This window comes from Roseicyclus mahoneyensis, from assembly GCF_003148775.1.
Lineage (GTDB): Bacteria > Pseudomonadota > Alphaproteobacteria > Rhodobacterales > Rhodobacteraceae > Roseicyclus > Roseicyclus mahoneyensis.
In genome coordinates, this window is sequence record NZ_QGGW01000010.1 from 106,115 (window position 1) to 132,762 (window position 26,648).

28 protein-coding genes are annotated in these 26,648 nt (G+C 67.0%); 14 read left to right on the plus strand and 14 right to left on the minus strand.

All coding sequences use genetic code 11. The features are described 5' to 3' along the window. The first annotated feature begins 1 nt into the window (after nucleotide 1). The gene (locus C7455_RS17060) at nucleotides 2-787 is read left to right on the plus strand and encodes a heme ABC transporter ATP-binding protein (protein WP_109670279.1); all 786 of its coding nucleotides are present in this window, start codon (nucleotides 2-4) and stop codon (nucleotides 785-787) included. Nucleotides 788-822: 35 nt separating this feature from the next. Then, nucleotides 823-1,149, plus strand: coding sequence for a heme-degrading protein HmuQ (gene hmuQ, locus C7455_RS17065; RefSeq protein WP_109670281.1), 327 nt, complete (start codon nucleotides 823-825; stop codon nucleotides 1,147-1,149). An 84-nt stretch (nucleotides 1,150-1,233) separates the two neighbouring features. Here the strand turns inward: hmuQ and C7455_RS17070 are convergent, their stop codons facing one another. The 6 genes from C7455_RS17070 to C7455_RS17095 all read right to left on the minus strand — a co-directional run bounded on the left by C7455_RS17070 (nucleotide 1,234) and on the right by C7455_RS17095 (nucleotide 6,180). Further along, nucleotides 1,234-3,234, minus strand: a complete 2,001-nt coding sequence (locus tag C7455_RS17070; RefSeq protein ID WP_109670283.1) for a TonB-dependent receptor domain-containing protein — start codon at nucleotides 3,232-3,234, stop codon at nucleotides 1,234-1,236. A 135-nt stretch (nucleotides 3,235-3,369) separates the two neighbouring features. Continuing rightward, entirely contained in the window at nucleotides 3,370-4,326 is a 957-nt protein-coding gene (locus tag C7455_RS17075; RefSeq protein WP_146200034.1) for a TonB family protein, read from the minus strand. Next, on the minus strand, nucleotides 4,323-4,676 hold the full coding sequence (locus C7455_RS17080; RefSeq protein WP_245904391.1) for an ExbD/TolR family protein: 354 nt from the start codon (nucleotides 4,674-4,676) through the stop codon (nucleotides 4,323-4,325). Before C7455_RS17080 ends, C7455_RS17075 begins: the two co-directional genes overlap by 4 nt. Before the next feature lie 46 nt (nucleotides 4,677-4,722). Then, on the minus strand, nucleotides 4,723-5,109 hold the full coding sequence (locus tag C7455_RS17085) for a biopolymer transporter ExbD (RefSeq protein WP_245904392.1): 387 nt from the start codon (nucleotides 5,107-5,109) through the stop codon (nucleotides 4,723-4,725). Continuing rightward, complete coding sequence (locus tag C7455_RS17090; RefSeq protein ID WP_109670288.1) at nucleotides 5,099-5,779, minus strand: MotA/TolQ/ExbB proton channel family protein; 681 nt, start codon at nucleotides 5,777-5,779, stop codon at nucleotides 5,099-5,101. Before C7455_RS17090 ends, C7455_RS17085 begins: the two co-directional genes overlap by 11 nt. Further along, a complete protein-coding gene (locus C7455_RS17095; protein ID WP_245904393.1) occupies nucleotides 5,776-6,180 on the minus strand; it encodes a hypothetical protein in 405 nt (134 codons plus the stop codon). The genes C7455_RS17090 and C7455_RS17095 overlap by 4 nt, the downstream gene beginning before the upstream one ends. A gap of 192 nt (nucleotides 6,181-6,372) precedes the next feature. On the opposite strand from C7455_RS17095, the gene C7455_RS17100 reads away from it, so the two are divergent. The 12 genes from C7455_RS17100 (at nucleotide 6,373) to C7455_RS17155 (ending at nucleotide 18,634) form a co-directional block, all read left to right on the plus strand. Next, nucleotides 6,373-7,428, plus strand: a complete 1,056-nt coding sequence (locus C7455_RS17100) for a hemin-degrading factor (protein ID WP_245904394.1) — start codon at nucleotides 6,373-6,375, stop codon at nucleotides 7,426-7,428. A gap of 117 nt (nucleotides 7,429-7,545) precedes the next feature. Beyond that, nucleotides 7,546-8,763: an FAD-binding domain-containing protein gene (locus C7455_RS17105; protein WP_109670345.1), complete on the plus strand. Its 1,218-nt coding sequence runs from the start codon at nucleotides 7,546-7,548 to the stop codon at nucleotides 8,761-8,763. Then, nucleotides 8,763-9,602 (plus strand): methyltransferase family protein, encoded by an 840-nt coding sequence (locus C7455_RS17110; RefSeq protein WP_109670290.1) that lies wholly within the window; start codon nucleotides 8,763-8,765, stop codon nucleotides 9,600-9,602. The genes C7455_RS17105 and C7455_RS17110 overlap by 1 nt, the downstream gene beginning before the upstream one ends. Then, nucleotides 9,592-10,299, plus strand: a complete 708-nt coding sequence (gene ubiG / locus C7455_RS17115) for a bifunctional 2-polyprenyl-6-hydroxyphenol methylase/3-demethylubiquinol 3-O-methyltransferase UbiG (RefSeq protein ID WP_109670292.1) — start codon at nucleotides 9,592-9,594, stop codon at nucleotides 10,297-10,299. Before C7455_RS17110 ends, ubiG begins: the two co-directional genes overlap by 11 nt. 86 nt (nucleotides 10,300-10,385) lie before the next feature. Next, on the plus strand, nucleotides 10,386-11,207 hold the full coding sequence (locus tag C7455_RS17120; protein WP_170119124.1) for a cobalamin B12-binding domain-containing protein: 822 nt from the start codon (nucleotides 10,386-10,388) through the stop codon (nucleotides 11,205-11,207). Nucleotides 11,208-11,455: 248 nt separating this feature from the next. Then, on the plus strand, nucleotides 11,456-12,490 hold the full coding sequence (locus tag C7455_RS17125) for a LacI family DNA-binding transcriptional regulator (RefSeq protein ID WP_109670295.1): 1,035 nt from the start codon (nucleotides 11,456-11,458) through the stop codon (nucleotides 12,488-12,490). A gap of 23 nt (nucleotides 12,491-12,513) precedes the next feature. After that, nucleotides 12,514-13,779: an ABC transporter substrate-binding protein gene (locus C7455_RS17130; RefSeq protein WP_109670297.1), complete on the plus strand. Its 1,266-nt coding sequence runs from the start codon at nucleotides 12,514-12,516 to the stop codon at nucleotides 13,777-13,779. A gap of 125 nt (nucleotides 13,780-13,904) precedes the next feature. Next, complete coding sequence (locus C7455_RS17135; protein ID WP_109670299.1) at nucleotides 13,905-14,747, plus strand: carbohydrate ABC transporter permease; 843 nt, start codon at nucleotides 13,905-13,907, stop codon at nucleotides 14,745-14,747. Then, complete coding sequence (locus C7455_RS17140; RefSeq protein ID WP_109670301.1) at nucleotides 14,744-15,592, plus strand: carbohydrate ABC transporter permease; 849 nt, start codon at nucleotides 14,744-14,746, stop codon at nucleotides 15,590-15,592. Before C7455_RS17135 ends, C7455_RS17140 begins: the two co-directional genes overlap by 4 nt. 33 nt (nucleotides 15,593-15,625) lie before the next feature. Continuing rightward, nucleotides 15,626-16,660 carry an ABC transporter ATP-binding protein gene (locus tag C7455_RS17145; protein WP_109670303.1) on the plus strand — a complete coding sequence of 345 codons (1,035 nt, stop codon included), beginning with the start codon at nucleotides 15,626-15,628 and terminating at the stop codon, nucleotides 16,658-16,660. After that, nucleotides 16,660-17,919 (plus strand): MGH1-like glycoside hydrolase domain-containing protein, encoded by a 1,260-nt coding sequence (locus C7455_RS17150; protein WP_109670305.1) that lies wholly within the window; start codon nucleotides 16,660-16,662, stop codon nucleotides 17,917-17,919. The genes C7455_RS17145 and C7455_RS17150 overlap by 1 nt, the downstream gene beginning before the upstream one ends. 1 nt (nucleotide 17,920) lies before the next feature. After that, a complete protein-coding gene (locus C7455_RS17155) occupies nucleotides 17,921-18,634 on the plus strand; it encodes a PIG-L deacetylase family protein (RefSeq protein WP_109670306.1) in 714 nt (237 codons plus the stop codon). A gap of 22 nt (nucleotides 18,635-18,656) precedes the next feature. Here C7455_RS17155 and C7455_RS17160 read toward each other — a convergent pair whose 3' ends face one another. The 8 genes from C7455_RS17160 to C7455_RS17190 form a co-directional block, all read right to left on the minus strand. Then, a complete protein-coding gene (locus tag C7455_RS17160; protein ID WP_109670309.1) occupies nucleotides 18,657-19,313 on the minus strand; it encodes a dienelactone hydrolase family protein in 657 nt (218 codons plus the stop codon). Between the two features lie 68 nt (nucleotides 19,314-19,381). Continuing rightward, complete coding sequence (locus C7455_RS20695; RefSeq protein ID WP_146200035.1) at nucleotides 19,382-19,825, minus strand: TAXI family TRAP transporter solute-binding subunit; 444 nt, start codon at nucleotides 19,823-19,825, stop codon at nucleotides 19,382-19,384. 37 nt (nucleotides 19,826-19,862) lie between these two features. Then, nucleotides 19,863-20,021, minus strand: coding sequence for a hypothetical protein (locus C7455_RS20220; protein WP_170119125.1), 159 nt, complete (start codon nucleotides 20,019-20,021; stop codon nucleotides 19,863-19,865). A 245-nt stretch (nucleotides 20,022-20,266) separates the two neighbouring features. Then, on the minus strand, nucleotides 20,267-20,767 hold the full coding sequence (locus tag C7455_RS17170; RefSeq protein ID WP_170119126.1) for a c-type cytochrome: 501 nt from the start codon (nucleotides 20,765-20,767) through the stop codon (nucleotides 20,267-20,269). An 84-nt stretch (nucleotides 20,768-20,851) separates the two neighbouring features. Beyond that, complete coding sequence (locus C7455_RS17175) at nucleotides 20,852-22,186, minus strand: molybdopterin-dependent oxidoreductase (protein ID WP_109670314.1); 1,335 nt, start codon at nucleotides 22,184-22,186, stop codon at nucleotides 20,852-20,854. A 217-nt stretch (nucleotides 22,187-22,403) separates the two neighbouring features. Beyond that, on the minus strand, nucleotides 22,404-23,684 hold the full coding sequence (locus C7455_RS17180) for a sigma-54-dependent transcriptional regulator (RefSeq protein WP_109670316.1): 1,281 nt from the start codon (nucleotides 23,682-23,684) through the stop codon (nucleotides 22,404-22,406). After that, nucleotides 23,674-25,137, minus strand: a complete 1,464-nt coding sequence (locus C7455_RS17185) for a sensor histidine kinase (RefSeq protein WP_109670317.1) — start codon at nucleotides 25,135-25,137, stop codon at nucleotides 23,674-23,676. Before C7455_RS17185 ends, C7455_RS17180 begins: the two co-directional genes overlap by 11 nt. Next, nucleotides 25,137-25,997, minus strand: a complete 861-nt coding sequence (locus C7455_RS17190; protein WP_211315512.1) for a substrate-binding domain-containing protein — start codon at nucleotides 25,995-25,997, stop codon at nucleotides 25,137-25,139. The genes C7455_RS17185 and C7455_RS17190 overlap by 1 nt, the downstream gene beginning before the upstream one ends. Nucleotides 25,998-26,648: the final 651 nt, after the last annotated feature.

Sequence of the window (26,648 nt, forward strand, 5' to 3'; positions counted from 1 at the left end):
AATGCTGAGCGCGACCGACATCCATGCCGACCTTGCGGGAACGCCCATCTTGCGCGGTGTGTCGCTGACCGCGCGGCCGGGACAGATCACCATGATCGTGGGGCCGAACGGATCGGGCAAGACGACGCTGTTGCGCGCGCTGACCCAAGATCTGCCGTACCGGGGCCGGGTCTTGCTCGACGGGGCGGATATCGCCGCCCTGCCCGGCTGGGAGCTGGCCACACGCCGTGCCGTGCTGCCGCAGGCCAGCCGCATCGCCTTTCCCTTTACTGTGCTGGAAATCGTGCGGCTGGGCCTGATCGCCGCTGCCACACCCGCGCCGGGCCATCGCGCCAGCGAGGCTTTGGCGCGGGTCGGACTGGCCGGGTTCGAAGGCCGGTTCTATCAGGACCTGTCGGGCGGCGAGCAGCAACGCGCGCAACTGGCCCGCGTTCTGGCGCAGGTCTGGGACCCGGTTGGGCCCGATGGCGCGCGCTGGCTGTTTCTCGACGAGCCTGTCGCGAGCCTTGATATCGGTCACCAGCTCGAGGTGATGGAGATCATGGCGGATTACGCCCGGGCCGGGGGCGGTGTGGTCGCGGTGATGCATGACCTGAACCTGACGGCGATCCATGCCGATCAGGTGCTCTTGATGCAAGACGGGCGCTGTCTGGCCGCAGGTCCGCCTGCCGCCGTGTTCACTGATGCCATCTTGAGCGCGGCCTATGGCTGCACCGTCAGGGTCAACGCCACACCGCCCGCGCCTGCGACCTTCGTGCTGCCCCACATGGCCCGCCGCGCGGGCTGAGTTACATCTACCACCAACACCAGAAGGAGAGACCGATGTATCTGGCCATGAACCGCTTCACCGTCCGCCCCGAGAATGCCCCTGCATTCGAGGCGCTGTGGCTGGGCCGCGACAGCCACCTGAGGGAGATGGAGGGCTTTGTCGAATTTCATATGCTCAAGAGCAAGGAACGCGACGACGGCACGATCCTCTACGCCTCACACACCGTGTGGGAAAGCGAGGCGGCGTTTTCCGCATGGACAAGGTCTGAACAGTTCCGCGCGGCCCATGCCAATGCGGGCGGCACCCGCAAGCTGCACGAGGGGAGCCCCAGTTTCGAGGGGTTCACCGCGATCCAGCGAATTTCGAGCACCGCCGCCTGAGACTCCGAGGCCCTGTCAGCCGTCGCCAAGACCGCCGCGCGCCCATGGCCCGCGGCGGTTTTCGTTTTTGCGCGCTCTCGCCCGTCAGAAGGTGAAGCTCGCCGTGATCTGCAGACTGCGCCCCGTTTGCGGCAAGCCGTTGGGATAGATCGTGTAGCTTTCGTCAAAGACGTTATCGAGGCCGATGCGGATCGTGCTGCCCGCCAGCGCGCCCCGGTCCGGCGCGAAGGTCGCGAACAGGTCGAGCAGTTCGTAGCTTGGCCCCGGCGTGCCGCCCGCGGGCAGACGGTCTTGCTCGGCGGCCAGCGTGGCGCGCGCGCCCAGTTCCCAATCTTGCGTCGGGCGGAACCCTGCCGTGAGCGTCAGCCGGTCTTGCGGCAAGGAACCAAGCGCGAACCCGTCGCTGCCCTGCCCGCGCGCGATGCCCAGCCCCGCGCCGACGAACCAGTCGATTGCGTCGTAATCGACCTCGGCCTCGAAGCCCCAGAGCCGCGCATCGACATTGACGAAGGTCGTGGTGCCGCCCGCGATGCTGACGGTCTGGTCGATGTAGTCGGTCACATCGGCGTAATAGGCGCTGGCCGCAAAGCTCAGCCGGTCGCCGTCGCGCCACTGGCCCGCCCGATCCAGCCGCGTGCCGATCTCGATCTGGGTCGACGCTTCGGGGCGCAGGTCGGGGCTGGGCACGAAAAAGTTGTTGGGCGGAAAGCCGAAGGGATTGCCCGGGAAATGCAGGCCGCTGTTGTAAAGCTCGGTGAGGGACGGCGCGCGAAAGGCGCGCGACAGGTTGGCATAGACCTGCCAGTCCTCGGTCGGCCGGTAGCTCAGGCCAAGCCGGGGCGACAGGAATTCATTCGTCACACTGGCCAGCGCGGGATCATCGGGGTCGCGCGCGTAGCGGTCGTAGCGCAGGCCCGCGATCAGGTCGAATTGCGGGCCAAGCGCAAAGGTGCCTTCGACGAACCCGGCGATGGTCGTCGCCTCGGCATCGGGAAAGGCCGGGCGCGGCGCGCCGTTGCGCAGGCCCTGCTGGGTGTCGCGCAAGATCTCGATCCCGTAGACCAGATCGACGGGCACGCCCAGCGACAGGCTGGAGCGGTTGGTGATCTCAAGCCCGGTGGTGTCGTAAGTCGTGTCATCCAGACGCGGGGTATCGACACGGCTTTCGGTGATCCCCAGCCGTTCGGCATAGAACAGGACCGACAGGTCGATCAGGTCGGACCCTGCGGGCGCGTAATCCCATGTCAGGCGAAAGCTGTCGACCTGCGCCGCGCGATCGACGACCGGGTTTCCGGTGCCCGCAAGACCGTTGGCGTTGGAGGGCACAAGACCGTCATCGAGAAAGCGCGAGAAGCTCAGCTCGATCCGGCTGTCTTGCGACGGCTCGAAGCCCAGCTTGAGCATGCCGTTGAAGCTGTCGAGTTGGGAAAACGGCACCGGCGCGCCGCCGCCCGTTTCGACATCGGCGCCCATCTGGCGCGTGCCCAGAAACAGGAGCGCGTCGAAAGCCCCGTAATCGGCGAACAGCGTGGTATTGGCGGTCGCCCGGTCGCCATTGCTGCTGTAGCCAAGGTTGACCCGCCCGCCCATGGTCTGGCCGGGCTGGATCAGATCGGCCACATCCACCGTCTCGACCGAGATCACGCCGCCCAGCGCGCCCGATCCGAACAGGGTCGAGCCGCCGCCGCGCACCACCTCGACCCGTCCGATCAGCGCGGGATCGACGAAAAAGCGCCCACGATGGCCCTGGCTGTAGTTGAATCGCCCCCCATCGAAGCGCAGGACGATCTGCTGGTCCCGAAAGCCGCGGATATTGGGCTCTTGCGCCATGCCGCGTGGGCCACCGTCGATCGTCAGGCCGGGGATGTCGCCGATCAGCGCCTCGAAATCAGCGGCCTGCCGGTCAGCCAGTGCTGAGCTGTCCACGACGGTCGCCGAAACCGGCGCGTCGAGCAACGCGCGATCATCGCGGAAGGCCGAGCCGAGCAAGATCGGATCGAGGGTGAAGCCAAGTTCCTGCGCCTGCGCGCCGTGGCCCGCGACCGCCACCAGTGCCGTAGTCAAAAGATGAGTGATGCGACGCATGCCGCCCTCCGTGTGCTGTCTGCGTGAAATGATGCAGGCCTGCCGTCGGCGGTGGGTCGCGCGTGTCCGGGATGGGTTAAAAAATCCGACAAAATTTGTCAAGATTGAGTTGCGGTCTCAGGAAGCCTCGAAGCGTCAGCGACCGCGCACGGTGACATTGTAGCTCCGCTGCGCCCCTTCCGGCGGGGCCGGAAAGGGGGCGCCGCGCTGGACATGAGCGATGGCGAGGCGGTCGAACTCGGGCTGGCCCGAGGATTGCGCGACCGACACGGCGGCCAGACCGCCATCGGGGGCGATGGTGAAGGCGATGATCGCGGCCCCGTCAAAGCGCGCATCGGGCCGGTTGAGGCGGGCGAGATGGCGGTTGACGTGTTGCGGGTATTCGGCGGCGGCCCGCCCGTCGCTGGCCGCCTGCCCGCCTGCCCCGGCTTGCGTGCGGGGGGCGTTGCCTTGGGGCGCGCCCCCGGTGTCACCCGCGCGCCGCGTCTCGGCCGCCTCGCCCTGCGGGGCCGGCGACGTCTGTCGCGGCGGGGTGGACGTGGGCGGCTGTGGCGCGGGCCGGTCCGCGCGCGGTTGTGGGCGCGGCGTATCCACTGTCGGGGTCTGCGTGACAGGGGCATCGCGGGCGAGGACGGTCTCGGTCGGCGCTGCGGCGGTGGCTTGCGTAGAGAGCGTCGGGGCGGCTGGAATGATCGGCACAATGGCCTGCACTGCAGGCGTGGATGGGGGTGTCGCTGTGGGCGTCGATGAGCGCGTCGGCGCAGTGACCGCCGTCTCAGCAGGCTGGGGTGTGGGAAGGACAACCGCAGCAGCCGAAGCTGCGGCTGCCACAGCCTGAAGGGTCTCGCGACTGGGGGTCGGCGCAACCTCGGCCGTCACCGGGACGACCGGATCGGTACGCACAGGGTCGGTGGTGCCCGTGACCCTGTCCGCCACGGCATCCTCGAACCCGTTGCCGATCATCGCCAGTTGCGGCGGCCCACCGGCCAGCGTCGGGGGCGGCGCGGGGGCCAGCGCGATCAACCCGCCCGCATGCAGCCCCACCGAGACTACCAGAGCAACACCGGCGCCCGCCCTGCCCGACCGGGTCACTGCAGGCCCCTTTCGGTGACGATCCAGATCTCCGCCGCGCCTGCACGACGCAGATCGGTGGCGATGTCCAGCAGCTGCGCGGCGGGCAGGTCGCGGTCGGGCACCAGCCGCAGCCCCGTGTCCTCGCGCGTCTCGGTCAGCCGGGCCGCCAGATAGCCGCCCGAGGTGATCTCGGCCCCGCGATAGATCATGGTGCCATCGGCAAGAATGACGGCGGCATCGGGTGGCGCGCGCCCGTCCAGCCGGTCAGCCTGCACCAACGCCACACCACGGTCGAGCGGGGGGGCGACGGCTGCAGCGACAAGGAAAAACACCAGCATCAGGAACACGATATTGATGAGCGCGATCATCGGGTCGGGTCTGCGGCGCGGGGGGATCGGGGCAAGCGCCATCGGTCTAGTCCAGGACGCTTACGGTAAGACCGGGCAGGCCGCGCAGGCGGGCCAGCAGATCGACCAGCCGTTGCGATGTGACCTCGGGCGCAAGCGTGACCAGCAGCGTTTGCGCGCCCTCCGCCTCGGGCGGGGCCAGCGCCTCGATGGCGGAGGGCAAATCATCGAGCTGCACGGCCACCCCGTTCAGCATGACGTCTTGGGGGCTCAGCTGCACAAAGAACGGCGCCGCGCCCTCGGCAGCGCCGACACCAGCCTGCGACAGCGGCAGTTCGGCAAAGCGGGTGAAGGTCGAGCTGAGCATGAAGAACAGCAAGAGCAAGAAGATGATGTCGATCAGCGGCGTCAGGGCGATCGGGCGGCGACGCCAGGGGGTTGGCCTAAGGGACATGAGCGTACACGGTCTGCAGCGGATAGGTCGGCGAAACCGGCCCGGGTTGCGCGGCCCGCATCGGGTGGCACAGGGTTTCCAGCGCAAGGTCGATGCGAGCGCGTTCCTGCGCCGCACGGCTTTCGAAATAGCCCAGCGCCAGCGTGGTCGGCATGGCTACGGCCAGCCCCGCCGCCGTGGTCAGCAGCGCGACCCAGATGCCACCCGCAAGGATCGAGGGGTCGACCACATCGCCTGCCGCCTGCAAGGCGCGAAAGGCGTCGATCATGCCCAGCACCGTGCCGAACAAACCCAGCAACGGCGCCACCTGCGCGATGCTGTCGAGCAGGCGAAAGCCGCGTGCGACCTCGGCCAGCCGCGCCTCGGCCATGGCGATCAGGCGCGGTTTGGCGTCCGCATCGCCCTGCAAGGCGGCGGTCAGGACCGGTGCCAGATGGTTGGGGCTTTGCGCCAGCGCCGTGGCCGCACCCCGCCTGTCGCCCGCATCGAGTGCCGCCATCGCGCGCAGGATCTGGGTGTGGCGGCCGACGCCCAGCGCGCGGAATTGCCAGAGCTTCCACAAGACGCAGGCAAGAACGACGATGGACAGGGCCAGCAAGATCAAGAGGACCGGGCCCCCAAGATCGGCGAGCGCGCTCAGCCGGTCGGGCAAATCGCCAAGGCCCGTCATCCGATCACCTCCACGCTTGTGCGTGTCGACAGCTCAAGCCCCGCCGCGCAAGCCTCGCCTGGGCTGCATGTCGCCACACCATTGATCAAGACGCGGCCCAGCCCCTCGCAGGCAAGGCCCGGAATGTCGAACTGGCGCACGCGTGGCACGCCGTCGGGCAAGGCGCCGAAGTCGAACAGGGTCAGACGCTCGACCCGGCCTTCGGTGTCGATCAGCACCGTTTCGACAGACAGCGCGTCAAGATCGGTGCCGAGGGTGTTGTGGGTGAGGAAGGTCAGCCGGCACGCGCCATCCAGCGGATCGATCCGGTTCAATTCCAGCACGAGGCGCATGGGCCCATCTTGCGCGCGCGCAAGATGGGCAGGCAGCAGCAGACAGCACAGAAAAAGGACAAGACGCATGAGGTCACCGGCGGGATAGAGGGGGAGGGATTTGCTGGCGCCTTGCGGGCTTGCGCTGCGGGCCGCCGGGGCCTTGGCCCGACGGCTCGCTTGATCCCGCTACAAAAGCCGACTAAATTTGTCAACAACAGCGAGGCCTCTGCAAGCGCGCAGCCCCAGCCCCAAACCGGTTTCCCCGAAATGGAGCACAGCATGCCACTGGCCGACCCCTGCACCCGACCCAGCCCCGCCGATCTGCGCAAGGCCATGGCAGACGCGACCTTGCGACCGCGTGATCTGGCGCTGAGCCTTGGCGTGACCGAGGCCGATCTGCTGGCCGCGCAGGTCGGCCATGGCGCGACCCGGATCGCCGCCCATCCCGACCGGATGATGCCGACGGTCTGCCGCCTTGGCGAGGTGATGGCGCTGACCCGCAACGGGGCGGCCGTGCATGAGCGGACCGGAACCTATGGCGCGTTCCATCCCGGCGATCACGCGGCGATGATCCTCGGGCCCGAGATCGACCTGCGGATCTTTCCCGCCCATTGGGTGCATGGCTTTGCCACCCGAAACGACACAGGCACCGGCCCTTCGCGCAGCTTGCAGGTGTTCGATGCAAGCGGCACGGCGGTTCACAAGATCTATCCGCGCGCAGGCACCGATCTTGCGGCGTGGGACAGGGCGGTGGCCGATCTTGCGACCGGCGACACGGCGGATCGTCTGGTCCTTTCCCCACCCGCTCCGGTCGAAGCTGCCAAGCCCCGCCCCGACAAGGCGGCAGAACTGCGCGAGGCTTGGGCCGCAATGACCGATACGCACCAGTTCTTGCGTCTCGTCGCACGGCTCAAGATGAACCGCCTTGGCGCCTACCGGATTGCGGGCGCGCCTTTTGCCGTTCCGTTGGACCCATCCGCCCTCAATACCGCGCTGATCGCCTGCGCGGAGGCGGCCATGCCGGTGATGATCTTCGTCGGAAACTCGGGCTGTATCCAGATCCATTCCGGCCCGATCGTCACGCTCAGGGAAATGGGGCCATGGCAAAACGTGCTGGACCCCCGGTTCAACCTGCACCTGCGGCTCGATCAGGTCCACGAGGTCTGGCTGGTCGAAAAGCCCACGCGGCGCGGCCCTGCGCATAGCCTCGAGGCATTCACGGCCGAGGGCGCGCTGATCTTGCAGCTTTTCGGCTATCGCAAGGAGGGGCAGGAACACACCGAGGCCTTCGCGCAGATGGCAGCCGGTTTGCCCCGGCTGGCGGGCGCGACCTGAAGGGGGCAAGCCCGGGCGCAACCCCGGACATCTTGAAGCAGGCCCGGTGCCATCTGCCGCGTTGAAATCGCGCCTTGGCGCGTCATCTCCGCCGCGAGGGCAACAGGCAGGATGACGATGACCGACTGGACCGCGACCCGAGCCGAGGGCGAACGCCGGATGGCAGAGTTCACGCCGCGCATGGGGCGGCGCTATGCCAATGGGCGCAACACCGACCACGGGCCGGGGGCCCACTCGGCCGTGTCTGTGATGTCGCCCTACATCCGGCGCAGGCTGGTGCTGGAGCCCGAGGTGGTGGCGGCGGCGCTGGCCGCGCATGGCCCGGAACAGGCCGAGAAATTCGTGCAGGAGGTTATCTGGCGCGGCTATTACAAGGGCTGGCTGGAACGCCGTCCGCAGGTCTGGGACAGCTATGTTCAGGGTTTGCAAGCCGATCTGGCGGCGCTGGAACGTGACCGCCGCCTGCGCCGCGACGTGGGGCGCGCGATGGAGGGGCAGACCGGGCTGGACTGCTTCGACGCCTGGGCCGGCGAACTGGTCGAGACGGGCTATCTGCACAATCACGCGCGAATGTGGTTCGCCTCGATCTGGATCTTCACGCTGGGCCTGCCGTGGCGGCTGGGGGCGGATTTTTTCTATCGCCATCTGCTCGACGGTGACGCGGCCTCCAACACGCTGGGCTGGCGTTGGGTCGCGGGGCTGCACACGCGCGGAAAGCCCTACCCCGCGCGCGCCGACAATATCGCGACATTCACGGGCGGACGGTTTGCGCCCCGCCCCTCGGATCTGGCCGAGGTGACCGAAGGGCTTGAGGCGACGGAACCCGAGGGCCTGCCGCCGGTCCTGCCGCTGCGCGCCGTCACCGCGCCCGACCCTGCACGGCCGAGCGTGCTGCTCATCACAGACGAGGATTGCCGGGTCGAGGATTTCGACAGCAGCGCCCTTGACCTGCACGGGGCGGCGACGCTGGCGGCCAGCCATCTGCGATCCCCCTTGCCCGTGTCGGATCTGGTGACCCGGTTCGAGGCGGGCGCGCTGGCCGATGCTGCCGCACGGCAGGGCGGGCCGGTCGCGGTCTTGCGCGCCGATCATCCGGGGGTTTTGGCGGATTGGGCCACGAAATCGGGCGCGACCCAGATCGTGACACCCTATGTCACGCGCGGCCCGCTGTTCGACTGGCTGGACGAGGCGCAGCCCCATCTCGCCGCAAAGGGCATCGCCATGGCCGAATGGCGGCGCGACTGGGACAGCGCGATCTGGCCGCATGCCACGGCGGGGTTCTTCAAGGTCAAGCAGGCCATCCCCCGCATCCTGCACGAGACGGGGCTGAGTTGATGCTGCGTCGAGCGATCCGAGATCCGCGAATCGCGCGGCTGCTGGCGTTGATCGCCGCCGCGCTGCGGCCGCCTCCGGGCGCGGGGCGGATCGCGCTGGCGCTGGGGTTTGGCGTGGTCTGCCACACGGTCTTTGCGCTGGGGGTTCTGGCGATGATCGTGGCGATGTTCTTTGGCCTGAGCGAAAGCCTTGGCGCCGTGCCATGGCCGTGGGCGGCGCTGGCAAATGCGGCGCTGATCGTGCAATTCCCGCTGGCCCATTCGCTGCTGCTGACCGGCGCGGGCGGGCGGGTTCTGGCGCGGCTCATCCCCGGCCCCCATGGCGCGACGCTGGCCACCACGACCTATGCCATCATTGCATCCCTGCAACTGCTGGCCCTTTTTGCGCTCTGGACGCCGTCGGGCATCGTGTGGTGGCGGGCCGAGGGTGCAGCGCTTTGGGCCATGACGGCGCTTTACGGCGCAAGCTGGCTGATCTTGCTAAAGGCCAGCTTCGACGCCGGGGCCGAGGTGCAATCGGGCGCGCTGGGGTGGATGTCGCTGATGGCGCGCATCCGGCCGGTGTTTCCCGACATGCCGACCGAGGGGCTGTTTCGCGTGATCCGCCAGCCGATCTATGTGGCCTTTGCCCTGACGCTCTGGACGGTGCCGGTCTGGACACCCGACCAGCTGGTCCTTGCAGTCAGCTACACCGCCTATTGCCTCATGGCACCGCGCCTCAAGGAACGTCGCTTTGGCACGCGGTATGGCGCGCGGTTCGACAGATACCGCGATGCCGTGCCCTATGCCCTGCCGCGCCTGACCCGGCCCAAACGGAGCAAAGACCGCCATGCGCAATGACCTGACCATCTACGACAAGGTCGCCGATGACTGGTGGTCGGACGAGGTGCGCTGGGTCCGCACGCTCAAGAACCTTGTGCCCGGACGGCTGGCCTGGTTCGACCGGCACATCGACTGGCAGGGCCGCGATGTGCTGGATCTTGGCTGCGCCGGCGGTTTCATGGCCGAGGCGCTGGCGGCACGCGGTGCGCAGGTGACCGGCATCGACCCGGCCGAAGGCGCAATCGCGGCCGCCCGCGCACATGCTCACGCCGCGGGACTGCGGATCGGATACGATGTCGGGGTGGGCGAGGCCCTGCCTTATGGCGATGCGGGCTTTGACGCGGTGGTCTGTGTCGACGTGCTGGAACATGTCGCCGATCTCCAACAGGTGCTGGCCGAGGTTGCGCGCGTCCTGCGACCGGGCGGGCTGTTCTTGTTCGACACGATCAACCGCAACCCGTTGGCGCGTCTGGCTACGATCACGATCGCCGAGGACCTGCTGCGGCTGCTCCCACGCGGCACGCATGATCCGGCGCTGTTCATCCGACCGGGCGAATTGCGCCACGCGATGCAGGGCGCGGGGCTGGTGCCCGGCCCGATCACCGGCCTTGGACCGCGCGGGATCAACCGGCGGTTCGACCTGACCTTTGGCCCGCTGCCACTGACCGCGATCTTGTTCATGGGCGTCGCGCGCAAGCCTGCGGCCCGACCATGAGCAGCCTCGGCCGGAGATCACGGCAACAGGACGCACTTGAAGCGACCGCATACGAAAGTATGCTGACGCACGGGAAGGTAGAGGCAATGGACACAGCGCAGGGTTCGTTCGACGCGGAAGTGTTCACGCGCACCGCGTCGCTTTTTGCTGCGAAACGCGATGTCTTCGCCCCCGGTGCGGTCGAAGCGCTTGCCCAAGATATCGTGCGCCGGCTTGCGACGGTCCTTCCGCCCGAGGCCGTTTTCGAAACGCCCGATATCGACGCCGCCCACATCGCCGCCTTTTGCGAGGCGCTGATCCAGCCCGAGGCGGAGGTCGCGCTGCGCTTCATCCAAGATCGCAGGGCCGAGGGCATAACGCGCCAAGGCGTCTATCTTGGCTACATCACGGCCGCCGCGCGCCACCTTGGCGACGGCTGGAACACGGACCGCCTGACCTTTGCGCAGGTGACGTATGGCACCGGTCATCTCTATGCCCTGATGCGGGCCTTGCGGGCCGAGCGCCCGACCACCCCCCCGGCCATGGACGGCAAGCGCTCGGCGCTGTTTGCCACGGTGCCGGGCGAGGATCATGGCATCGGGATCACCATCGCCGCCGACATGTTCCGCGACATGGGCTGGGAGATCGACCTGCGCACCGGCACGGACCACGAAGCCCTGATCGCGCATGTGGACCAGACCCGGCCGCAGATCATCGGCCTGTCGCTGAGCGGGGAGCGGCGGCTCGATGCCCTCGTGTTGCTGGTGGTGGCGATGCGGATCATCGTGCCGCATGCCGTGATCGGCGTTGCGCCTGGGCCAAGTGTCGATGCGGACTGGCTGCATGCGCTGGTCGATATCGACCTTGTGTTCCGCGATACGCGCACGGCCTTTCAGGACCTTGATCGCCTGATCCGCCTGCGCGGCTGAAACAGGCGGCTGCGGGCACCGGCCGGGCGGCAGGACGGGTCCGACCCGCCTGTCCCGCTCGGGTGGCGCGGCGCGGCCGTATTTCCGCAAAGTCTCGACACCACTGCCTCCGTCGCAGGGCCTTTGCCGCCCGATCTTGATCCGTGCGCCTGTCACGGGAAATTGCGCAAACGTTTGCTCAATAGAAGAACTCGCGGTAGCCTGACAACGCACGACCAAGAGAATCGGCTGGGACGGCGGAGGCCCGGATGAGCTCGACGACGATCAAGGACATTGCCCGGGCGCTCGACCTGTCGGTGTCGACCGTCTCGCGCGCCTTGTCTGGGCAGGGTCGCATTCCCGATGTCACCCGCGCCCGTGTGCAAGATGCCGCGCGCAAGCTGGGCTACACACCCAACCGTGCCGCGCAGGTTCTGGTCGGCAAGCGCAACAGCGGCTTTGCCGGGCTGGTGCTGACCGATCCGGGCTATGGGCGCGAAGACAGCTATCTGGGCGACTACATCTCGGGTCTGGGCCACGGGCTGGCCGAGGCGGGCGTTGACCTGTTTCTGGCCGCCATCCCGGAAGGCCAGTCCGAACTGTCGGTGATCCGCAACATCGTGGCGACGCGCCGGGCCGACGGGCTGATCCTTGGCCGGACCTCCGAGGTGGACCCGCGGGTCGACTATCTGCTGGCGGAGGGGTTTCCCTTTGTCACCCATGGGCGCGTAGCCACCGAGGTCGCGCGCCATGACTGGATCGACACCGATGGCTTCACCGCCTTCGGGCAGGCCTTCGATCTGCTTTACGGTCTGGGCCACCGCCGCTTTGCCCTTTTGACCATCGAGGAGCCGATGACCTTTCGCCTGCACCGGACCGAGGGGTTGGTGCAAGCGATGGAGCGGCGCGGCGACCCGCACGTGAGCCTGCGCATCGTGACATCGCCCCGCTATGACGCGGCGCGGCGGGCGCAGGTGATCCGGGACCTGCTGCAATCGGATGACCGGCCCACGGCCGTTCTTGCGATGTTCGACGGTCTGGCGCTGGCGGTGCTGCGCGAGGCCGAGGGGCTGTCGCTGTCGGTGCCGGGCGATCTGAGCGTGATCGGCTTCGACAACATCGCCTCGGCCGCCATGGCGCGGCCGGGTCTCACGACCTTCGACAGCGACACCCATGCCGCTGCGCGGGAATCGGCACAGATGCTTGTGGCCCGGATCAGGGACCCTCAGGCGCCGCCGATGAAACGGCTGGTACGGCCAAGGCTGGTCTTGCGGGCCAGCCATGGCGCGGCACCGGCACGATAATCAACGAAAGGGAGGATGAAATCATGAATAAGCTTGAGACACTGAAGGCAGGCGCGGCCCTTGCCACGATGACGCTTTTGGCGGGGCCGGCTGCGGCCGAGGCCCTGTTTTGGTCGACCCAAGCCAAACCGGTCGAGGAAACCCAAGCCATGCGCGAACAGGTGCTGGCCGGTTTCGAGGGCGGCGTCGACTATCAGGGCATGGACGAGGGCCCATGGCTCACGCGGATTCAGGCCGAGATGCAGGCCGGTAGCGGCACCATCGCGGTGCTGGGCGGGTTGCACGGCGACCTGAGCGGACTGGGCGAGGGGTTGATGGACCTGTCCGCCATCGACACCTCCGTGATCGGGGATGCCATGCTGGAGCTGGGCCGTCTGGGCACCGACCAGCAGCTTTACGTTCCGTGGATGCAGGCCACCTATCTGATGGCCGCCAACCGCGAGGCACTGCAATACCTGCCCGAGGGTGCCGATCTGAACGCGCTGACCTATGACCAGCTGATCGCATGGGCAGCCGCCGTCCACGAAGCGACCGGAGAACGCCGTTTCGGCTTTCCGGCCGGTCCGCAAGGGTTGCGCCACCGCTTTTTCCAGGGCTTTTTGCTGCCCGCCTATACCGGGTCGACCGTGACCGAATTCCGGTCCGAGGCTGCGGTGGAGGCCTGGGGCGTCTTTGCGGAACTCTGGAGCCACACCACCCCGGCCTCGACCAACTACAGCTTCATGCAAGAGCCGCTTTTGACCGGCGATGTCTGGATCGCCTTTGACCATGTCGCGCGGCTGGCCGATGCCTTCAACCAGCGGCCCGATGATTTCGTGGCCTTCCCGGCTCCTGCAGGCCCCGAGGGCCGGGCCTACATGCCGGTGCTTGCGGGTCTTGCGGTGATGAACACCGCCCCGGATGCGGAGCAGTCGATGGCGCTGGTCAACTACATGCTGCAACCCGAGACACAGATCGCCACCCTGCGCGCCACCAACTTCTTTCCGGTGATGCCGGTCGACATGCCCGATGACATGCCGGCCTCGGTTCAGGCTTTCGCGCCTGCGATTGCAACCATGACCGGGGCGAGCGATGCGCTTCCGGCGCTTTTGCCGATGGGACTTGGCGAATTGGGGGGCCAGTTCAGCCAGATCTACACCGACACCTTCGAGCAGATCATTCTGGCCGGTCGCCCGGTCGAGGCCACGCTCGATGCCCAGGCCGAGGTGCTGCGCGCGCTGATGGTTCAGGCCAATGCGCCGTGCTGGGCGCCGGACGAGCCGTCCGACGGCCCCTGCCCGGTGAACTGAACCCATCCGACATGTGACCTGCGCCCTTCCCCCCAACCGGGGGAAGGGTCTGAACAAGGTGGCGGACGCGCGTCGTCCCGCGAAGCCCGACCCACACCTGCCTGCGCCCGCACAAGGAAAGCGCCATGCCCCGCGCCTTGCCCTACCTTCTCTTGCTGCCCGCGACGCTGTTTCTGGTGGTGTTTTTCCTTTACCCGTTCGTGAACGTAGCCTGGGACAGCGTCACCCGCGGCGGCGAGATGACGCTGGCCAATTACCAGCGTATGGCGAGCCACTGGAAATTCCCGACCGCGTTCTGGAATACGCTGTTGCTGGCGGGCATCGTGGTGCCGATCCAGTTGGCCATGGCGCTGACCATGGCTTCGATCGTGACCAAGCTGCAAAAGGGGCGGTCGACGCTGCTTTACATCTTCGCCATTCCGCTGGGCATCTCGGACCTTGCGGCGGGGCTGATCTGGCTGGCGATCTTCGAGCAATCGGGGTTTCTCAACTCCATGCTCTACGGGCTGGGCGTGATCGAGCGGCCGATCCTGTTTCTGAGCTACCAAAACACATGGGTGATCTTGCTGGCCATCGTGCTGGCCGAGGTCTGGCGCGCGACCGCGATCATGATGGTGATCCTTGTCGCGGGCATGGGCCTGATCCCCAAGGAATACGGCGAGGCGGCCGAGGTCTTTGGCGCGTCGCGCTGGCAACGCTTCACCCGCGTGACACTACCGATGCTGAAGCCAAGCCTGCAGACGGCGCTGATCTTGCGCGTGATCCTTGCCTTCGAGGTCTTTGCCGTGGTCGTGGCGCTTGGCGGCACGCAATTCCCCGTGCTGATGAGCGAGACTTATCAGTGGCAGTTCACCATGCAGGACCGGGGCGTGGCCGCGGCCTATGCGATGGTCATCCTCGGCATTTCCGTGGCCTTCACGCTGGTCATCTTGCGCCTGCTGCATGTGCCCAAGGAGGCCCGGATATGACCGAGGCTGGGACCCAAGACGCGCCACCTGCCCCCGACCGCGTGCGCCGGTCGGGCCGATGGGTCTTTGTCACCGGCGTCGGCCTGCTGGTCGCATGGGTTCTGGTGCCGATCTGGCTTTTGCTCGCCAATGCGCTGTCGGCGCCCGCCGAGGTCACGGCCTTTCCGCGATCCATCATTCCGTCCTTCGACACCGCATCGCTGGAGTTCTTCTTCGGCTTCCGGGGCGTGCTGGATGCGCTGTGGAATTCCATTCAGGTCGCAAGCGTCACGATGATCGTGGCCATAGGCCTTGGCGCACCGGCGGGCTATGCGCTGTCGCGCTTCGATTTTCCGGGGAAAGAGGCGTTCCGCTTTCTCGTCATCATGACCCGCGCCTTTCCCTTGCCGCTTCTGGCGCTGCCGCTGGCGGTTATGTTCATCCGCACGGGCCTTGACGACACGATCCTTGGCCTTGCGCTGGTGCATGCGACGCTGGCGCTGCCCTTTGCCGTCCTCATCACCTTTTCGCTCTTTTCCGGCATTCCTGTTGAGTTAGAGGAAGCCGCATGGACGCTGGGCTGCACGCGATTGCAGGCCGTGATCAAGGTCGTCTTGCCGCTGGCCGCCCCCGGCATCGCGGCATCCGCCGTCTTCGCCTTCGTCATCTCGTGGAACGAGGTCTTTGCGGCGGCCGTTCTGACGATCGAGAACCGGACGCTGACGGCCTTCTTGCTGCAATCGCTCGACGTGTCGCCCCTGCACCTGAAATTCGCGGGCGGGGCGGCGCTGGTGATCCCGGCGCTGCTCTTCATCTTCGCGGTGCGCAAGTATCTCTTTGCCATGTGGGGGATCGCAAACCGATGACCCGCCCCCGCAAAAAACGACAGGAGGTCTGACATGGCCGAAATCCGCATCAAGGGCGTCGCTAAGGACTTTGGGACCTTCACCGCGCTGCATGACGTCGACCTGACCATCGCGGACCGCGAATTCATGGTGCTTCTGGGCGCGTCTGGCTGCGGAAAGACCACGCTTTTGCGCATCATCGCGGGGCTTGAGACCGCCACAAAGGGCGAAGTCTGGATCGGCGACCGGCGGGTGGACCAGTTGCCGCCGCGCGAACGGGGCATCGCCATGGTGTTCCAGAACTACGCCGTTTTTCCGCATCTGACGGTGTTCGAAAACATCGCCTTTGGCCTGCGCATGAAGAGGATGCCGCAAGCCGAGGTCACGCGCCGCGTCACGCGCACGGCGGAGCTGATGCATATCGAGCAATTGCTCAAACGCTATTCCGGCCAGTTGTCGGGCGGGCAGCGCCAGCGTGTTGCCGTGGCGCGCGCGCTGGCGATGGAGCCCGAGGTGATCTTGATGGACGAGCCGCTGTCCAACCTCGACGCGCTGCTCAGGCTGGAGATGCGGGCCGAGTTGAAAGGCGTGCTGGCGGGCTCGAACACCACGACGATCTACGTCACCCACGACCAGGTCGAAGCGATGAGCCTGGCCGACCGCATCTCGGTGATGAACGGCGGCAAGATCGTGCAGGCGGCAGGCCCCGTGGAGGTCTATCGCAACCCCGCCGCACGCTTTGTCGGCAGTTTCATCGGCAACCCGCCGATGAACTTCCTGTCAGCCAGCCCGGCCGGGGCGGGTCAATGGCAGGTTGGCGGGCAGGTCTTTGCCGGGCCCGAAGCGCCCGCTGCCGAATTCGCCATCCGCCCCGAGGATCTGCACCCAAGCGACACCGGCCTGCCCGCAGAGGTGCGCGTGGTCGAGCCGCTGGGGCCGCATACACTGGTCACCGCCACCGTGGCGGGCCAGCCGTTTCGCGCCGTGATCGACAGCACGCTGGTGCCCCGCCCCGGCGATGTGCTTCACCTTGCCCCGATGGCAGACCGTATCCGTTGGTTCAACCCCGAGACCCAGAAAGCCCTGTGATGACCACCCTTTCCGAGCACGCCATTGCCATCCTGCGCGAGAATGACCGCGGCAGCTACACGGTGCCTACCAAGGGCCTTTACCCGTTCCAGTGGAACTGGGATTCGTGCCTGACCGCCCTTGGCCAGCGCCATTTCGACGAGGCCCGCGCCTGGACCGAGATCGAGACGCTGTTCGCCCATCAATGGCTCTGCGGGATGGTGCCCCATATCGTGTTCCACCAGATGGATGACGGCTATTTCCCCGGCCCGACCGTCTGGGCCACGGGGCGCCCGGTGCCCACCAGCGGCATCACCCAGCCGCCCGTCGCGGGCTTTGCGCTGAAGCGCCTGTTCGACCGCGCCACCGACCGCCCGGCGGCCGAAGCGCAGGCGCGTGCGCTTTTGCCCAAGGTGGCGGCATGGCACCGCTGGTTCTTTGCCACCCGCGACCCGGGGGGCGAGGGGCTGGTGGCGATCTTGCACCCATGGGAATCGGGGCGCGACAATTCGGTGGATTGGGACGCGCCCTTTGCCCGCGTGCCGACCGACGGGATCGCGCCCTACACCCGCCGCGACACGCAGCACGCCAACCCCGAGCATCGCCCGACCAAGGCGCAATATGACCGCTACCTCTGGCTGGTGGAGCATTTCCGGGCGCTCGACTGGGATACCGCCAGGATGCACGACGCCTCACCCTTTCAGGTGATCGATCCGGGTTTCAATGCGATTCTGATCCGGTCCTGTGCGGAACTGGCCGATCTGGCGGATGCCTTGGGCGAGACGGCGCTTGCCGCCGAGAACCGGGCGCTTGCCGCCAAGGGGCTGGCCGCGATGGAAAGCCTGTGGTCCCCCGAGCACGGCCAATACCTGTGCCGCGACCGGGCGGCCGGTGCGCTGATCGACAGCCCGTCGGTGGGCGGATTGCTCGCGGCCTTCTGCGCCATCCCCCCTGCCCGCGCCGAGGCCATCACCGCAAAGATCGAAGCGCATGGCACGCGGTTCCGGGTCGCCAGCCACCCGCCACAGTCAGCCGAGTTCGACGCCAAGCGCTACTGGCGGGGGCCCGTCTGGCTGGTGGTGAACTACATGATCGCCGACGGCCTTGCGCATGCCGGGCAAGAAGCTGCCGCCGCCCGTATCACGGCCTCAAGCCTTGATCTGATCCGCGAAAGCGGCTTTGCCGAATATTACGACCCGATCACCGGCGAGCCGCTGGGGGGCGGGCGGTTCACATGGACAGCGGCGATGGTGCTGGAATTCCTCGCCATGGAGGGCTGATTTGCGCGTTCTTGCCATCGGGGCCCATCCCGACGATCTGGAGATCTACGCCTTTGGCACGCTGTCGGCCTGGGCTGGAATGGGGGCGCGGCTGACGCTGGCGATTGCGACGGATGGCGCGAAGGGCGGCGCTTTGCCTGCGGAAGAGTTGAAGCGCCTGCGCGCGCAAGAGACGACGGCCGCGCTGGCCCCTTTGGGCGCGCCACTGCTCATGGGCTTTCCCGATGGCGCATTGCGCGCCGATGCCGCGCTGGAGGATGCCTTGCGCGATCTGATCGGGCAGGCCGCGCCCGACCTGCTGGTGACCCATGCGCCCAATGACTACCACGCCGACCACCGCGCCCTGTCCGCGGCTGCGCTGCAGGCGTCAGGATTTTCTGTGCCGGTCCTGTTCATGGACACGATGAACGGCACCGGCTTCGTGCCGACACACTGGGTCGATGTCACCGCGCATTGGCCCGCGAAAACAGCCGCCATCCTTGCGCACACCAGCCAAGACCCCGACCGCTTCGCCGCGATGGCGACCCGTCAGGCCGCCTTTCGCGCCGGCGAATGCAACGCGCCCCCCGAAGCGCGGGCCGAGGCGTTCCGCTTCGAGCCGCGCTTTCCCTTTGCCGATATCCGCGCTCTGCTGCCTCCTGCCCCATCGCTGCGCCCTGTCGGCGCGCGCGATCGTGCGGCACCGGACCGAGCCGGCCGTCCGGATCGGTCCTGACCGGCAGGCGCAACCTGTGGCGTCAGCGGATGTGCAGGGCGAGAAAGCCCCGGGTGCGGGCATGCGCCGTGTTCGCCGCGGCCGGCACATGGGACGGGCGGGCGTCATTGGCGAAAGCATGGCCCGCGTCGTAAAGATGCACCTCCATTCCCGGCAGGGCGGCCTTGGCGGCCTCGCGCATCTCGGGCGGAACATGGTCGTCGAGCGAGCCGAAATGCGCCATAAAGGGCGCCTTCAGCGGTCGGTCAAGGTATTGCGTCAGCCGCGTGCCGTAGAAGGCCACGGCGCAACCCACATCCAGCACCTGTGCGGCACGCAGCGCCAGCCCGCCGCCCCAGCAAAAGCCGATGACGCCGACCTTGCCACCGTTTTTCGCCAGCGCTTGAACCGCGGCATCAGCATCCAACATGGTCTGGTCGAGGTCGGAGGCCAACATCATGTCGCGCCCGCGCGAGCCCTGATCGAAGGGGATGACTGCGCCCTTTTCATGCCGGTCGAACAGCGCGGGGATCGCGACCTCGTAGCCCAGCGCCGCATAGTGCCGAGCGACGCCCTTGAGCTGGTCGGTGACGCCGAAGATTTCCTGCAAGATCATCAGGCCGCCCTTGCGTGCACCTATGGCCGGTTCGATCCAGCCGTCGAGCCTGTGGCCATCGGCCGCTGTCAGTTCGGTCATCATCCGCGCGACTCTCCTTGATGTGCAGTCCGTGACGGCGCCCCCCGTTACAGGGGTGCGCCGCGTTTTCGTCAGTTGCCCTTAGGCATCCCGACGCCCTTATGGTAGCGGGTCGCACCGGGATGGTAGGGCATCACGTTGGCGGGCGCCATATTGTCGAAATCAGCCCCGTTGAACGCCCCGAAGGACGTGCCCAGCGCCTCTTTGCCGGTGTGACACACGCGGATCATGTCTTGGACCACCTGCTCCTCGACCCCGGCATCGGCCATCGGCATCCACGGCACGGCCACAAGATTGGCGCCCCATGTCTGCAACCCGTTGACGTTGGCGTTTTGCGCCATCGCGCGGATCGTGCCCGAGGGCAGCACCTCGGTGAAGGCGGCCTGCCAATTCTGGTTTGGCCGGTCAGCGTGGCAATCCCGGTCGAGAATGGTGTCGGCAATGACTGACCGTTCGCTGTCGTCCTTCGGCTTTCCACGGCGTCTGGGCCGCGCCCGCAAGGCATTGATCCGCATCAGACGTTCGATCCGATGAAGGTCGCAGGCCAGGTTATCACATCTCTTGGTCAGTTCGACCGCTGAGCGCCGTGCCGCCCTTGACGCGGTGCTGGATCGCAACGGCCATGCGCGCAACATCGCGGCGACCTTGATGAGCTTTACCATCTTGCCCGAGTTGCTGCTGCAAGCCGATCATGTTGGGGTCTTTAGCCATCGAACCACCGATTACGTCGTCGAGCGTTATCCGCTCATCAGCGTGCCCATCCCACTGGAAGTGGCCCCGATCGCCAACCACCTAATCTGGCACCGCCGGTTCGAACGCGATCAAACCCATGCCTGTCAGCGCGCGCAGACCGCGCTTGCCTCAGGCGGGCATGGGTCCGGTCGTCCGCAAGGACCGCCGCCGCATGGCCCCTTCCAAAAGCTGATCGAGCGTTTCGCAGCCCGCATCCATCCGCGTCAGGGCGCAATCGCCACATCCCGAGCGTTGTCCGCCCCTAGCGGCGCATCGAGCCCGTCGAGCCACCCGTTCATGGCCATCAGGAATGCCGTCACCTGCCAGACAGTCTCGGGCGGGAGGGAGCCGGGTTCATTGAAGGGCATCATGTCGCGGTTGTAGAGAAACAGGCGGTGGCCGGTCCGGAACTTGTCGAGCGCTGCGGTATCGATGATCGGGGTGGCATAGCCTGCGCCCCCTTCGCCCAAGGCGCCGTGACAGACCGCACAAGTATCGCGGAACACCGTGGCTCCGTCGCTTATCTGCGCCAAAAGCGCATCCGACATGCCCTGACCGCGCCAAGTCTCAAGGCGTTCTGTCACGATCACCTCGGGCTCCGGGAGTGTCGTGTCATCGGTGGTGGCATGGGCCATCATGGCGACAGCGACCATGGCGGAGGTGGCAAGGGTCAAGGCGGCACGCACCTGCGGCGAACGCAGGGGGATCAGCACGCGGACGGGCATCGAGAAAGCTCCGGGTGAGTGAGACATGGCGCGGCGGGCCGAACGGGGCCCGCCGTGGTGATCTGGCTTGGTGTCGTGGAGGGATCAGACCACCTCGATCCGGAACCTCGGGATCGCGTTGTTGGTCATGCCAAGCAGGTTGAAAGGATAGGTCGCGGGCTGTGTCACGCCGGAGTTGTCGGTAGCCCGGGTCTCGATCTCGTGGACCCCAGCCGTCGCATCCCATGGGAACTCGAACCGCACCCATGTGTAGCGCCCAAGGTTCGGCGGCACGAGGGCCGCGCGCTGCCAGCCGCTGCCGTTCAACCGGTAGTGGACCTCGCGCACGCCGTCGGGCGCCCAAGCATAGCCCGCCATGGTGTGCTGGCCTGCGGTCATCACCGGCAACTCGCCTCGGTCGAGCGGGTAGTTCGACGGCAGGTTGGGCGATTGGTCGAGCACCAGCGGCACGGTCAGCGTACTTTTCACGTTCATCCAGCGCACCATCGTGCCGACCACATCCGCCGCGGTGACACCGTCGAGGTATTCGTCGTGCGGCCCGGGCGTGTCGGCGGCATGTTCGGGGCCGATATAGGCCTCGTTGCGCACGTTGAGCCGCGCCCAGAAGCGGTGCGGCTCGATCCGGATCTCGGTCAGCCACTTGATCGACGCGGTCCCGCCCCAGCCGGGCACGAGCGCGCGCACCGGAAAGCCGTGGTCGGGCTGCAGCGGCAGGCCGTTCATCATGTAGGCCAGTCCGATGTCGTCGGGGCGTTCGAGGATGTCGGCCACCGGCATCGGGCGACGCATGTCCTCGCCATCGACGCCTGACTGGAACAGCGCCTCGACCGCGGTGTCCTGTAGCCCTACAAGGTCGAAGATCACCGACATCGGCACATAGGTCCATTCCGCAAGACCCACCGCGCCAAGGCCCCACGGCCCGCCGGTGACGTCCATCATGCCCTGCTGTTCCCAAAACAGGTTGCGACCGTTGCCGTGGCATTCCATCGTCGCAAATATGCTGCGCGACGGCAGAGCCAGAAGGTCCTCGTAGCTCAGCTCGATCGGGTTCGCGACGCCCGCGCCGTGGATGCGCACCTTCCAGTTGGCCGGATCAAGCTCCGGGTAGTCGGCGGCGCGCGGAGTGGGGTAGTGGTTGCGGACGTAGAATTGTTCGACCGGCGTGATCAGGGTCGAATAGTCGAACCAGCGCCCGGTGGCATTGGCCCCCCCGATGGGCATGACGCGGCCCATGTCCTTGTAGTTCGGCCCACCGGTGTCGGCGCGCGCTGCACCGGCCGTCACGGCAAGGCTGCCGCCCCCCATGGCAAGGGCCGTCGCCCCGGCCGCGGAGACGCGAAAGAGGTCGCGCCTGCCGATTTCCCCGCGCTTCACCTTCTGCACGAGATCGCGTTCGATCTGGTCGAGTTTGCGTGTCATCCGTCATCCTCCCCGAGGTTTTCGGACTCCTGTCACGTCAAGTCTAGAGGCATTTGACCCGACAAAATGGGGTCACCGGTCAGTTTAAAAACGGCAAGTAATACCCTGATTTATAGGCTAATTCCAGCTACAGGCAGAAAGGAGGCGACGATGCTGCAGCGCCGCGCGATGTCCGGATATCCGGACGGGGCCGCGGTGGGCGTCCGGATTTCCGGATTCAGCCGCCGTCGCGCGCCAGACCCAACCGGCGCATCTTGTCGAAGAGCGTGGAGCGCGAGATGCCAAGCAGCGCCGCGGCCTCGGGCACATTCCCGTCAGTGCGGGCCAGCGCGCGGCGGATGTGCTGTCGTTCGGCCAGATCGCGCGTGTCGGCCAGAAGCGCGAAGCCCTCGGCCGTGTCGCCTTGGTCGGGAAACAGGTCGGCGGGGCCGATGGGGGCCTCGGTCAAGGCGGCGGCCCGCTCCACCCGGTTGCGCAATTCGCGGACGTTGCCCGGCCAGTCGTGGCGCAGCGCCAGCAGTTCGGCGCCCGCCGTAATCGCGGGCGGTGGGCGCCCGGTCTCGGTGGCGATGCGGCGCAGGATCAGGTGCATCAGCCACAAGATGTCTTCCTGCCGGTCGCGCAGGGGCGGCACCGTCAGGCCCGCGGCATCCACCCGGAACAGCAGGTCCTCGCGGAAGCGACCCTGTTTGGCGAGGCCGCGCAGGTCGGCATGGGTGGCGCAGACGATGCGGCCCTTGAAGGGGCGCGGGGCGCCGCCGCCCGTCGGCGCAAAGCAGCGCTCGTCGATCAGGCGCAGGAACCGCGGCTGCAGCCGGTCGGGCAGTTCGGCGACCTCGTCGAGAAAGAGCGTGCCGCCCTCTGCGGCGGCGGCGATCATGCCGGTTTCGCCAAAGAGGGCCGCCTCGGCGCCATCCCCTGCCCCGCCGAGCGCCGCGCAATCGACGACGACGAAGGGCCCGGACACGGGGTCGGCCTCGTGCAGGAAGCGCGCGCAGACCTGTTTGCCCACGCCTGTCTCGCCGGTCAGAAGCACCGGCACGGCCGGCCGCGCGGCCAGCCGCAGCAATTGCGCCTCGATCCGGCGCATCGCGGCCGAGGGGCCGAGCGCGCCTGCGCCGGGCAGCAGCAGACGTTCCAGCCGGGTGCGGAAATCGCCGAATTCGAAGGGTTTGGTGACGTAATCGGCGGCACCGGCGCGCATCAGGCGCACCGCCTGTTCGATGTCGCTGTAGGCGGTCATGAACAGGAACGGCGCCGGGGTGTGGCGCGCCAGCCGGTCGAACAGCGCCTCGCCACCATCGTCGGGCAGGCGGATGTCGCAGATCACCACCTCGGGGCCGAAGGCGGGCAGGCTGCGGCTGGCCTCGGCGCCGCTGGTCCACCAGCGCACGTCGGCGCCTTCCAGCGACAGGCGCACCAGAAGGCTTTCGCCCATCACGGCGTCATCCTCGATCAAGGCAAGGCGGCACCCGCGCAGCGATCCTTCAAAGGCCATCGGCGCCCCCGGTCCGGGGCAGCGGCACCAGCAGCGAGACCCGCGCGCCGCCGAGCGCGCTTTGCGCGACCTCGATCCGCGCGCCGATCTCGTTGGCGACGGTCCGGATCAGCCACAGGCCCAGATGCGGGCCGCTGCGCAACGGTGCCTCGCCGGTGCCGCCCGACACGAGGTAGTCGCGCAACGCCTCGGGCAGGCCCGGCCCGGCATCCTCGACGCTGAGCACGAGGCGACCCGCGTCCGGCAAGGCGCGAAACCCGATGGTCGCCCCGCGCGGCGCGGCGTTGGACGCGTTGAGCAGCAGGTTCAAAAGTGCCTGCCGCAGCGGCCCGGCCGGTACGGGCAGGGGCGTTTCGAACCCGACGTCCCAGTCAAGGCTCTGGCCGCGCAAACGCAGTTCCGGCGCGATCAGGGTGCGCAGATCCTCCAGATCGCCGGGCGCAAGCGGGCGCGGGTCGGTCGCGCCCCGATGGCCCGCCAGAGTCGTGCGCACCACGCGCCCGATGTCATCGAGACCCCGGCGCAGCAAGGCGATGGTCTGTTGCCGCACTTCGGGGCGGTCGCCGTGGTGGTCGAGCGTGTCGAGCGCGGTGATCAGCCCGCCAAGCGGGTTGTTGATTTCATGGGCCATGCCGGTGGCAAGCTGGCCAAGGGCAGCCAGCCGCTCCTTCTCGGCCAGCCGGCTGCTCAGCCGCTCGCGGCTTTCGAGGGCGGCGATCAGGCGGTTGTAACCTTCGTAAAGCCGCGCGGTTTCGAGATCGGAGGGCATCTCGTCCTCGGGTACGGGCAAGGTGGAGCCGGAGGCCAGCCGCGACGAGATCAGGCGCAGCGGGCGGACCATCTGCGTGACCGCCAGATAGCCAAGCGCCGAAAGGCCAAGGGTGATCGCGGCATTGCCGATGATGAGCATCCACAACAGGCGCTGACGTTCGGCCTGAAGCGGCCCGACATCGATGCGGGCGTGCAATGTGCCGACAGCATGACCGCGGTGCAAAAGATCGCGCCGCAGGCTCGCGACTTCCGTGCCGGGCTCCAGCCGTGGCAGATCATCGGCGGCGGCAGAATTGACCCCGGCCTCGAACAGGCTGCCCACTGGGGTCTGTCGCGGGTCGCTCGCCGCGATCACCCGGCCGTCCGGATCGGTCACGACCGTCTGGATCAGCTCCAGCCCGCGGTAGAGCTCGCGCGAGCGGTCGAGGACGTCGAACACCTCCCAGACATCCTCGCGCACCACGGCAGGCACCACGGCGGGCGCCATTCCGTCGAGATAGGCATTGCCAAGTTCGACGAAGTGCCGGGCCTGCGAGGCGTCGAATTGCGAGATCGCGCGTTCCGACACGACAAGGCTGACGAAGATCATCAGGCCCGCGACGACCACCGGCACCCGCAACGTCAGCGGCAGCCGTGGCAAGACGCGACCGTGGCGCAAACCCTGACCGGTGAGCGCGCCCATCACATCGACCGGACACGGGCCGCATGGGCCGCGATGGCGTCATAATGCGTCGGCGCAACCTCGGTGAAGCCATCGAGCCGGAGCGCGGCCAGCAGCGACCGGCCCAGATCGTCGGAGGCCATCGACAAAAGCGCCTCCCTCAGCGCGGTGCTGCGGCCCGGATCGCCGAGGGTGCGGTTGACGACCACGGGGGGAAAGCCCAAGGGCTCGGACCGGCGCAGCACGCGCGTCGCATCCGCAAGCTCGGGCTCGGTATCGGCCATCGTGTCCCAGATATAGCCATCGACGCTGCCCGATTGCGCCAGCCCCGAGGCCACCGCCCGAACCACGTTGCGATGTTCGTAGGTGAACATGGTGCTCTGAAAGAAACTGTCGGTTCGCCGCCCATTTCGCGCCAGAAGGGCGGCGGTGACGAGATAGCCCGAGTTCGAATCCGGGTCCGAGAAGGCATGCATATGCCCTTCAAGATCGGACCAGTCCTGCGCCGGGCTGCCATGCTCGACGATGAGATAGGATTCGTAGAGCGGCGATCCGCGCCAGATCGGCACCGCCACGACATCGAGAAGATCACGGTGCATGACATAGGGAAAGCCGCAGACCCAGGCCGCATCCACCTTGCCGCCCATCACCAGCACGGTGACGTCTTGATAGCTGCGGCGCGTGGCCAGTTGCACGGGCATGCCCAGGGCCGTGGCGAGGTAGGTTCTCAGCAGGCCCATGAGGTCGAGATCGGAGATCATCAAAACAGGGGTAAGCGCGAGCGTGAAGGCGCGCGGTTGCGACAGCGCAGGTGTGGCGAGCGCAGGTGCCGCTACCATGGCAGCCAGAACCTGCCGCCGTGTTGCGACCAGGCGCGTCAACGCATGTCTCCTCCCTGTCGGTGACCTCCCGCCCCCGACTCCCTTGCGAGACAATGTAGCGGGCATTGGTCAAACTGCATAGCGACCTTGCCATTTGCGGATGTCTGGCTTTCGGTCCGCAGGTCCGTTGGACGGCGATCTCGCCTGTGACCGATCAGCCGAATTCATGCATGCCCATACCCGGATTATCGGTCACCAACAGAATAAGGTGTACTCTGGGCAGCCTGTGAGGTTATCACTTTCTTGCATTGTGGAACAGTGTTTTGACGCTTCCATTCTTCTCATCTGCTTGACCTGCGGCGAAGGCTCAGCGGATCAGTCCTTATTTCTTGCGAAAATGATCGGTCATATTGGCATATACGTCCTGCCAACCCAAGAATATCGGAGGCAAGAAAATGAGCCCTGAGACATCGTTATATCAAAAACGGTTGCAAGACGGACGGTGCTCCACATTTGCCCATTGCAATCGAAGGCGTCGATCTGTGCGCCCGGCCCTTCCGGCTCGGTCAGCTGCACGGCAAGATAGCTGGTTCTGAGCCAGTTCAGATAGGCGGACTGAGCTACCCCCCGAAAATTGGACAGTGACGGAAGCTACGATCTGAGGTCTGCTGATCCCCAAGACGAGGAGATCAGAATATGTCGAAACGCAGG